The sequence below is a fragment of the Streptomyces sp. ME19-01-6 genome (assembly GCF_033793745.1).
GTDB lineage: Bacteria > Actinomycetota > Actinomycetes > Streptomycetales > Streptomycetaceae > Streptomyces.
The window spans coordinates 1-10503 of sequence record NZ_JARAXF010000049.1; the positions used below are offsets into that span (position 1 = coordinate 1).

Annotated in this window: 4 protein-coding genes, 1 tRNA gene and 1 rRNA gene; 5 read left to right on the top strand and 1 reads right to left on the bottom strand. The window is 69.5% G+C overall.

Translation table 11 applies throughout. The annotated features are described in order from the left end of the window. The 3 genes from rrf to PV419_RS49615 form a co-directional block, all read left to right on the top strand. Positions 1-91 (top strand): 5S ribosomal RNA (rrf, locus tag PV419_RS49605); the annotation flags it as partial. A 105-nt stretch (positions 92-196) separates the two neighbouring features. After that, positions 197-895, top strand: a complete 699-nt coding sequence (locus PV419_RS49610) for a DegT/DnrJ/EryC1/StrS family aminotransferase (RefSeq protein ID WP_319700585.1) — start codon at positions 197-199, stop codon at positions 893-895. Between the two features lie 66 nt (positions 896-961). Further along, a tRNA-Thr gene (locus PV419_RS49615) sits at positions 962-1034 on the top strand. A gap of 77 nt (positions 1035-1111) precedes the next feature. On the opposite strand, the gene PV419_RS49620 is transcribed toward PV419_RS49615, so the two are convergent. Beyond that, positions 1112-3736: a SpoIIE family protein phosphatase gene (locus PV419_RS49620; protein ID WP_319700587.1), complete on the bottom strand. Its 2625-nt coding sequence runs from the start codon at positions 3734-3736 to the stop codon at positions 1112-1114. A 249-nt stretch (positions 3737-3985) separates the two neighbouring features. On the opposite strand from PV419_RS49620, the gene PV419_RS49625 reads away from it, so the two are divergent. Both PV419_RS49625 and PV419_RS49630 read left to right on the top strand, forming a co-directional pair. Beyond that, positions 3986-9526, top strand: coding sequence for a HAMP domain-containing protein (locus PV419_RS49625; protein ID WP_319700589.1), 5541 nt, complete (start codon positions 3986-3988; stop codon positions 9524-9526). A gap of 274 nt (positions 9527-9800) precedes the next feature. Continuing rightward, complete coding sequence (locus tag PV419_RS49630) at positions 9801-10478, top strand: two-component system response regulator (protein ID WP_319700591.1); 678 nt, start codon at positions 9801-9803, stop codon at positions 10476-10478. Positions 10479-10503: the final 25 nt, after the last annotated feature.

Genomic DNA, 10503 nt, shown 5'->3' on the forward strand with positions numbered 1-10503 from the left:
GCCCGGTTACATTCCGAACCCGGAAGCTAAGCCTTTCAGCGCCGATGGTACTGCAGGGGGGACCCTGTGGGAGAGTAGGACGCCGCCGAACAATTTTTACAGAGAGCTCTGTCAGGAACATTGGTTCCCGGCAGAGCTCTTTTTTGTTGTGTTGCGGGCCACTCTGTGTTCATGTTGCCTGGGCAGGATGCCAGCCATGGGGACTCCTGCGGACGAGCTGTTGCAAGAGCTCACCAGGTCGGGCGTACGGCCGGGTGACGAGGTGGTGGTGCCGTCGTACGGCACACCCGAGGCCGCGGAAGCGGTCCTGCTGGCCGGGGCCCGGCCTGTGTTCGTGGACATCGACGCCAATACCTACTGCCTAGACCCGGCCGCGGTGGCGCAGGCGCTGACGCCTCACACCGCCGCCGTCATAGCGGTGCACACCTTCGGGCACCCGGCCGACATGGTCCGTCTCGGTGAACTCGGCAGGCGGCACGGACTGCTTGTCCTCGAATGCGGGGCGCGGCCCGAGCCGGCCGCGGAGATACTTCGGCGGCAGGCGAACGCGGCGTATCTGAACGGAAAGTTGCGCGGCGTGGTCACCCCGTGCGTGACGCCCGGGGCCCAGCACACCTATCAGCAGTACGTGGTGCGTGTTCCGGGGAATGGCAGGCCGGACCGTGACGCCTTCGCCCGTACGCTGCGTTCCCGCGGTGTCGTGTGCCATGTTCCCGTACAGACGCCGGCTCACCGCACCGCGCGATTCCGGCGGGATTTGTGGCTCGCGGAGACCGAGCGGGCCGCCGACGAGTGCCTGGCTCTGCCGGTCGACGCGGCAATGACGCGGCGCGAGTTGCAGCGTGTGGTGTCTGCCTGTAATGCGCTTGGTGGGGTGCTTCAGGTGGCGGCTTAGCGGCGGCCATTGGGGCGGTGGTACGGAGCAGTCTGATCTTCGGGGTATGATTTATTCCGTCGGCGCGCCCCAATAGCTCAGTCGGCAGAGCGTCTCCATGGTAAGGAGAAGGTCTACGGTTCGATTCCGTATTGGGGCTCTCTTTTTTATGACACCAGGCCCTCGCCAACCGGCGGGGGCCTTCGTCATGTTGCAGACGCCGTTTCAGATGGCGTTTCAGGTGTCCCGCGGCTCGGGGACGCGCATGGCGAGGATGGCCATGTCGTCGGACGGCGGCTGGGCCGCGAACCGCTCCACGGCGCGCAGCACCCGGGAGGCCACCGCGCCCGCCGTCAGACCGGTGCAGGTCGTCAGCACGTCGATGAGGCCGTCGTCGCCGAGCATCCGGGCGCCCTCGCGGCGCTCGGTCACGCCGTCGGTGACGCACAGCAGGACATCGCCCGGGTCGAGGGTGACGGTTTGCTCGTACAGTTCGAGGTCTTCCATCACGCCGAGCAGCGGCTGGGGTTCGGCCGCCGGCTCCACAGAGCCGTCCTGGCGTAGCCGCAGGGGCAGCGGGTGGCCCGCGCATACGACCTTCAGTTCGGCGCTGCCGTCCTCCTGCGGCCACAGCTCGCCGTAGAGGAGCGTCAGGAAGCGGCTGCGGGCGCCCTCGTCGAGGATGGCGGCGTTGAGGCGCTCGAGCACCGCCGGGCCGCCGAATCCCTCGCGGGCGAGCAGCCGCAGTGCGTGGCGGGCCAGGCCGGTGACCGCGGCGGCCTCGGGGCCGGTGCCGCAGACGTCGCCGATGGCGAAGCCGTACGCGCCGTCGCGGATCGGGAAGAGGTCGTAAAAGTCGCCGCCGACTTCGTTGCCCTCGCCCGCCGCGCGGTAGATGACCTCGACCTCCACACCGGAGACGTCGGGCAGTTCCGGCGGCAGCAGGCTGCGCTGCAGGGACTGGCTGATGGCGGTGCGTTCCGAGTACAGCCGGGCGTTGTCGAGCGCGAGGGCCGCCCTGCGGGAGAGGTCTTCGGCGAGTTCCAGGTTCTCCTGGCGGAAGTGCCCGTCGGTGGACTTGCCGAGGGTGAGCATGCCGATGACGCGGTTGCGGGCGACCAGCGGCAGCACCACGGTTTCCCCGCCGACCGCCGAGGCGGTGGCGAGGGAGGCGCTGGGGCCCGAGGAGGGGCGGGCGGCGTCGCCGAGGCTGAGGCCGCGCAGCGAGGTGCGCAGCGCCGCCGCGTGGGCGGCCTGGGAGGGGGCGGTCCACAGGCGGGCGCCGCCGGTGCGCACCTGCTCGGGTGGATCGATCTTCGTCAGCAGGGCTTTGAGGCCGTCGATGCGCTCCTCGTCCTCGTGCAGGACGTAGGACAGCTCGGGGTCGGAGGCGGGGTCGGCCACGGTGTAGACGGCGCACCAGTTGGCCAGTGTGGGCACGGTCATCTGGGCCATGAGGGCGAGCGTCTGGTCGCGGTCGAGGGTGCCGGCGAGCAGGTCGGAGGCCTCGACGAGGAAGGAGAGGGAGTTGCGGCGCAGCCGCTCCAGTTCGGTGAGGCGGGCGCGTTCGACGGCGAGGGCGATGCGGTCGGCGGCGAACTGCAGCCGCAGCGCTTCTTCGTTGCTGTACCGGCCGGGGGCCTCGGACGCGACGCCGAGGGAGCCGGTGAGCCGGCCCTCGACCTTCAGCGGGACGGTGACGACCGAGCGCAGGCCGGTGTTGGCGAGGAGCGGGACGGCGCCGGGCACGATGGACAGGTCTTCGTGGACGGCGGGCATCCGGGCCGAGCCGTAACGGCCGGTGCCGGCCTCGACCGGGACGCGGGCGAAGCGCTGGCGCGCGGAGGTGAGCCCGGTGGAGGCGCGGACCTCCAGTTCGGTCTCGTCGTCGGTGGCGAGCAGCAGATAGGCGGCGTCGCCGTCGAGCATGTCCCGGGCGCGTTCGACGGTGCGCTGCAGCAGCCCGTCGAGGTCGTCGGGGGCGGGGGAGCCGAGGGATACCTCGAAGGCGTCGGCGGCCGGGCCGCGCTCGGAGCTGTCGGCGGCGTCGGGCCCAGGGCCGCGCTGGTGGCTCTGGAGCACCGCGCGCTCCCGCTCGCGCACCAGCAGGCAGACGGTGGACGGATCGCCGTCGGCGTCGCGGACGCGGAGGTGGGAGGCGTATACGGGGATGACACGGCCGTCGGCGCCCCGGATGCCGTACGAGCCCTCCCAGCGGGAGAGCTGCAGGGCCTCGGCGACTCCGGTGCCGGTGCCGGGGGTGTGCGGCCAGGCTGCGAGATCGGTGAGGGGCTTGCCGATGATCTGGTCCGCCGCGTAGCCGAACAGCTCCTGTGCGTCGTCGTTCCAGGCGCTGATGAGGCCGGTGCGGTCGATCTGGGTGACCGCGACGCGGACCCGGGGGTCGGTGACGGGCAGGGCCTCGGCGGGCAGTGCGGGTCCGGCCGAGCGGGTGCCGGCCAGGCGGTCCGGGAATTCGAGGTGGAACCAGACCTGCTTGTGGGTGGCGGTGTACTCGACGCCCCAGCGTGAGGCGAGCGCGGCGCACAGCAGCAGGCCGCGGCCGCCCTCGCGGTCGGGGTTGCCGATGGGGCGGCTGGTGGTCTGCAGCGGGAGTTCGCGCTCCGGGTAGCGGTCGGTGACCTCGATGCGTGCGCCGGTGTCGGCGCGGATGCACACCACGTCGGCGGCCGTGCCGGAGTGGACGACCGCGTTGGTGACCAACTCGCTGGTCAGGACGACGGCGTCATCGACGATATCGGTCAGGCCCCACCCCTGGAGGGTGTCGCGGACGAAGGTACGGGCGGAGGCGACCGAGCGTCCCACCGGCTGGAAGGTGGCGGCTGCCCGCGCGGTGATCACAGGTCTCCTCATACGTGTCTCGGCGATCTGCTCACCCATGTGCAGCGCCCCTCCGATGCCTGGCCGGATGCCAGGTTACTTACCTCCACCGGTTCCGCGAATGCCGGTGGGGGTTGATTCCACCCAGAGTGTGCTGTCGGGGGTATGCGATGCTGCCGAACTGTTATGGCCTGGTTGGGCCATGGTGAAACACTGGGCAAGCTGGAAGAAGAACCCGACGAGGATGGTCAACCCTGCGGGAGGGACACGGTGGAGTCTGGCGCTGCGACGCGAGGCACGAGCACGCGCGCGAAAGGCGGACGGTCCCGGAGCAATGGGACGACTGAAGTGGACACGGCAGCCCTGAACCGGCTGATGACGGCGATGACGGCCATGCGGGACGGGAACTTTCGCAAGCGCCTGACGGTCTCGGGCGAGGGCGTGATGTCCGAGATCGCGGCGGTCTTCAACGAGGTTGCCGACCGTAATCTGCAGCTCACGGGCGAGCTGGCACGGGTGCGGCGGGTGGTCGGCCGTGAGGGAAAACTCACGGAGCGGCTGGAGATGGGGGCGTGCGAGGGCTCGTGGGCTGCGGCCATCGATGCCTCCAATGCGCTGGTGGACGATCTCGTGCGCCCCGTGTCCGAGGTGGGCCGGGTGCTGTCGGCGGTCTCCGAGGGCGACCTGGAGCAGCGGATGGATCTGCGCTCGCAGGGGGCGGACGGCTCGGCGCATCCGCTGCGCGGGGAGTTCCTCAAGGTGGGCCGCACGGTCAATGGCCTGGTGGATCAATTGTCGGCGTTCACCGACGAGGTGACGCGGGTGGCCAGCGAGGTGGGCACCGAGGGCAAACTCGGCGGCCAGGCCCGGGTGCGCGGAATGTCGGGTTCGTGGAAGGACCTCACGGAGTCCGTCAACACGATGGCATCCCGGCTCACCGCTCAGGTGCGTGACATCGCTCTCGTGACCACGGCCGTGGCCAAGGGTGATCTGTCCCGGAAGGTCACGGTTCATGTGGCCGGGGAGATGCTCGAACTGAAGAACACCGTCAACACGATGGTGGACCAGCTCTCGTCCTTCGCCTCGGAGGTGACGCGGGTCGCCCGCGAGGTGGGTACCGAGGGCGAGCTCGGCGGCCAGGCGAAGGTCCCCGGTGTGGCGGGGGTGTGGAAGGACCTCACGGACTCCGTCAACCTGATGGCCGGGAACCTCACCGCCCAGGTGCGCGGGATCGCCCAGGTCACCACGGCGGTCGCCAACGGCGATCTGTCGCAGAAGGTGACGGTGAGCGCGCGGGGTGAGGTCGCCCAGCTCGCCGAGACGATCAACACGATGACCGAGACGCTGCGCACCTTCGCGGACGAGGTGACGCGGGTGGCCAGCGAGGTCGGGGCCGAGGGCCTGCTGGGCGGTCAGGCGCAGGTGCCGGGTGCGGCGGGTACGTGGAAGGATCTCACCGATTCGGTGAACACCGCGTTCCGTAACCTCACCGCGCAGGTGCGTGACATCGCGCAGGTGACGACGGCGGTGGCCAACGGCGATCTGTCGCAGAAGGTCACGGTCGATGTGGCCGGCGAGATGCTGGAGCTGAAGAACACCGTCAACACGATGGTGGACCAACTGCAGTCCTTCGGCTCCGAGGTCACGCGGGTGGCGCGGGAGATCGGCGTCGAGGGCGAGCTGGGCGGTCAGGCGCAGGTGCCGGGTGCGGCGGGTACGTGGAAGGATCTCGCCGATTCGGTGAACACCGCGTTCCGTAACCTCACCGGCCAGGTCCGCAACATCGCGCAGGTGACGACGGCGGTGGCCAACGGTGATCTGTCGCAGAAGGTCACGGTCGACGTATCCGGCGAGATGCTGGAGCTGAAGAACACCGTCAACACCATGGTGGACCAGCTGTCCTCCTTTGCCGATCAGGTCACGCGGATGGCGCGGGACGTGGGCACCGAGGGCCGGCTGGGCGGCCAGGCCCGGGTGGATGGCGTCAGCGGCACTTGGAAGGACCTGACCGACTCCGTCAACTCCATGGCCGGGAACCTGACGTCGCAGGTGCGCGGAATCGCCCAGGTGACCACGGCGGTCGCGCGCGGCGATCTGTCGCAGAAGATCGACGTCGATGCGCGCGGCGAGATCCTCGAGTTGAAGAACACCATCAACACGATGGTCGATCAGCTCTCCGACTTCGCCGAGCAGGTGACCCGAGTGGCCCGCGAGGTGGGCACGGACGGCCGGCTGGGCGGCCAGGCGAGGGTGCCCGGCGTCGCGGGCGTCTGGCGCGATCTGACCGACTCGGTGAACGGCATGGCCGGCAACCTCACCGCTCAGGTCCGCAACATCGCGCAGGTCGCCACGGCGGTCGCGCGCGGTGACTTGTCGCAGAAGATCGACGTCGATGCGCGCGGCGAGATCCTGGAGCTGAAGAACACCCTCAACACGATGGTCGACCAGCTGTCCTCCTTCGCGGAGGAGGTCACCAGGGTCGCCCGCGAGGTGGGTACGGAGGGCCAGCTGGGTGGGCAGGCCGAGGTGCAGGGGGTCTCCGGCACCTGGAAGGACCTCACCCAGTCCGTGAACGGCATGGCCGACAACCTGACCTCCCAGGTGCGCAGCATCGCCGAGGTGACCACCGCGGTCGCCAAGGGCGATCTGTCGAAGAAGATCACGGTCGACGCCAAGGGCGAGATCCTCGAACTGGTCACGACCGTGAACACGATGGTCGATCAGCTGTCGTCGTTCGCCGAGCAGGTCACCCGGGTGGCCCGCGAGGTGGGCACCGAGGGCCAGCTGGGCGGCCAGGCGCGGGTGCCGGGCGTGACCGGCATCTGGAAGGACCTGAGCAACAACGTCAACCTGATGGCGAACAACCTCACCATTCAGGTGCGCAACATCTCCCAGGTCTCGGCCGCGGTCGCCAACGGGGACCTGACGAAGAAGGTGACGGTCGAGGCCAAGGGCGAGATCGCGGCGCTCGCCGACACCGTCAACACGATGGTGACGACGCTGTCGTCCTTCGCGGACGAGGTCACCCGGGTCGCGCGCGAGGTGGGCACCGACGGCATCCTCGGCGGCCAGGCTCGGGTGCCCGGCGTCTCCGGGACCTGGAAGGACCTCACCGAGTCCGTCAACTCGATGGCGAGCAACCTGACCGGACAGGTCCGCAACATCGCGATGGTCACCACGGCGATCGCCCAGGGCGACCTGACCAAGAAGATCGACATCGAGGCGCGGGGCGAGATCCTCGAGCTCAAGACGACGATCAACACGATGGTCGACCAGCTGTCGTCGTTCGCCGACCAGGTCACCCGGGTGGCCCGTGAGGTGGGCACCGAGGGACAGCTGGGCGGCCAGGCGCGGGTGCGGGACGTCGCCGGCACCTGGAAGGACCTGACCGAGTCGGTGAACGAGATGGCGGGCAATCTGACCCGCCAGGTGCGCGCGATCGCCGAGGTCGCCACCGCGGTGACCCGCGGCGACCTCAACCTCAAGATCGATGTGGATGCCGCGGGGGAGATCCAGGTCCTCCAGGACCACATCAACACCATGATCGCCAACCTGCGCGAGACGACGCTCGCCAACAAGGAGCAGGACTGGCTCAAGGGCAACCTGGCCCGCATCTCCGGTCTGATGCAGGGGCGGCGCGACCTGGCGGACGTGGCCCGGCTGATCATGAGCGAGCTGACCCCGGTGGTCTCCGCACAGCACGGCGCGTTCTTCCTGGCGGTGCCCACCGACGAGGGCGGGGAGGCCGTCGCCGAGGTGGTCGGCGACGGCGACGAGGACGCGTACGAGCTGCGGCTGACCGGCAGTTATGGCTACTCCAAGGGCACCATGCCGACGACCTTCCGCCCGGGCGACTCGCTCATCGGCACGGTCGCGGTCGAGAAGCGCAGCATCCTGATGGAGCAGGTGCCGCCGAACTACCTGAGGATCTCCTCGGGCCTCGGCGAGGCCGCCCCCGCCAATGTGATCGTGCTGCCGGTGCTGTTCGAGGGGCAGCTCCTCGGCGTGATCGAGCTGGCCTCCTTCCAGCCCTTCACTCAGATCCAGAAGGACTTCCTCAACCAGCTCGCCGAGATGATCGGCACCAGCGTCAACACCATCAGCGTCAACACCAGGACGGAGGTGCTGCTCAAGCAGTCGCAGGAGCTCGCCGGGCAGCTGCGCGAGCGGTCAGCCGAGCTGGAGAACCGGCAGAAGGCGCTGCAGGCGTCCAACGCGGAGCTGGAGGAGAAGGCCGCCCTGCTGGAGCGGCAGAACCGTGACATCGAGGTCAAGAACACCGAGATCGAAGAGGCCCGGCAGGTGCTGGAGGAGCGCGCCGAGCAGCTCGCGGTCTCGATGCGCTACAAGAGCGAGTTCCTGGCGAACATGTCGCACGAGCTGCGCACCCCGCTCAACTCCCTGCTGATCCTCGCCAAGCTGCTGGCCGACAACGCCGACGGCAATCTCTCGCCCAAGCAGGTGGAGTTCGCCGAGACCATCCACGGGGCGGGCTCGGACCTGCTGCAGCTGATCAACGACATCCTGGACCTGTCGAAGGTCGAGGCGGGCAAGATGGACGTCAGCCCGACCCGTATCGCCCTGATCCAGCTCGTCGACTATGTGGAGGCGACGTTCCGGCCGCTGACCGCGGAGAAGGGCCTGGACTTCTCCGTACGAGTGTCCCCGGAGCTCCCGGCGACGCTGCACACCGACGAGCAGCGGCTGCTTCAGGTGCTGCGCAACCTGCTGTCCAACGCGGTGAAGTTCACCGACACCGGGGCCGTGGAGCTGGTCATCAGGCCCGCGGGCGCGGATGTGCCCGACGGGATCCGGGAGCAGCTCCTGGAGCACGGCGCGCTGCGCGACCCGGACGCCGAGATGATCGCGTTCTCGGTCACCGACACCGGCATCGGCATCGCGGGCAGCAAGATGCGGGTGATCTTCGAGGCGTTCAAGCAGGCGGACGGCACCACCAGCCGCAAGTACGGCGGCACCGGCCTCGGCCTGTCCATCAGCCGGGAGATCGCCCGACTGCTCGGCGGTGAGATCCACGCCGCCAGCGAGCCGGGCCGCGGTTCGACCTTCACGCTGTACCTGCCGCTGCACCCCAGCGAGCTGCCGCCCCAGGGCTACCCGCAGTTCGGCCCCGGCGGCGACCACGCGCTGGCCCTGGAGGCCGTGCTGGACACCGGCGCCGAGGGCCCGGCCGAGGAGGGCGCCGCGGAGGCGCAGGAGGCCGTGCGGGACGCCTCGGCGGCCGCGGCGGCGCAGCGGAGGGCGCGCGGCGGCACGGGGAGCTTCCGGAGCCGTCGGCGGATCGAGCAGGAGGCGGCCGACGGCGGGGCGTCCCTGGCCCGCTCGGGCCGCCGCCCGGCCCCGCGGCGGACGGAGGCGCCCGAGCCCTGGCTGCTGGGCGGCCAGGACCTGGTCGCGCCGGAGCCGTCAGGCGGGTTCAACGGCGAGAAGGTGCTGATCGTCGACGACGACATCCGCAATGTGTTCGCGCTCACCAGCGTGCTGGAGCAGCACGGGCTGCAGGTGCTCTACGCCGAGAACGGCCGGGAGGGCATCGAGGTGTTGGAGCAGCACGACGACGTCGTGCTCGTCCTGATGGACATCATGATGCCGGAGATGGACGGTTACGCCACGACGGCCGCGATCCGCCGGATGCCCCAGTTCGCCGGACTACCGATCATCGCCCTCACGGCGAAGGCGATGAAGGGCGACCGGGAGAAGAGCATCCAGGCCGGCGCGTCGGATTATGTGACCAAGCCCGTCGACACGGATCATCTCCTCGCGGTCATGGAACAGTGGATGGGCGCGGAGTGACCGGCGGGAACGCGGCTGCAGCAAGGCTGTTGACTGAGTGTTGCCGAACACGTGTGGGAACACGGTATTCGGGGAACCTTCTGGTCTCTTACCGCGTTTCTGCTACGTGCACAGTGACATCGCGGTGACAGGGTGTGGCGAACAGCGGGGTGCGGCTACCATGACCGGCACAAGGACGGGCGGCGCAAGGGAGTCGTCCCCCGGGGCGGCGCCCGGCGCTTCCCCGAGCTCTTCGAGCAGGGGAGGCCCCATGCCGGGGCGAGGAGGGCGGGCCATGGTTCAGAAGGCCAAGATCCTCCTGGTCGATGACCGGCCGGAGAATCTGCTGGCGCTGGAGGCCATTCTCTCCGCGCTCGATCAGACACTGGTACGGGCATCGTCAGGGGAGGAAGCGCTCAAGGCGCTGCTGACGGACGACTTCGCGGTGATCCTGCTGGACGTCCAGATGCCGGGGATGGACGGTTTCGAGACCGCCGCGCACATCAAGCGGCGGGAGCGGACCCGCGACATCCCGATCATCTTTCTCACGGCGATCAACCATGGTCCGCATCACACCTTCCGCGGGTATGCGGCGGGTGCGGTCGACTACATCTCCAAGCCGTTCGACCCATGGGTGCTGCGCGCGAAGGTCTCGGTCTTCGTCGACCTGTACATGAAGAACTGCCAGCTGAGGGAGCAGGCCTCGCTGCTGCGGCTGCAGTTGGAGGGCGGCCAGCCCGCCGGTGAGGACGCCAAGGAGTCGGCGGGGCTGCTGGCCGAGCTGTCCGCGCGGCTGGCCGCGGTGGAGGAGCAGGCCGAGGCGCTGTCGAAGCAGTTGGACGAGTCCGCGGACGCGGCCGCCGTGGCCACCGCCGCTCATCTGGAGCGGAAACTGACCGGACTGCGGCGGGCGCTGGACGCGCTGGAGCCCGGCGTCGGCGGCGGAGCGGGTGCGGTGCCCTCGCAGAACTGAGCGGCGCGCGGTCACCCTCCGCCCG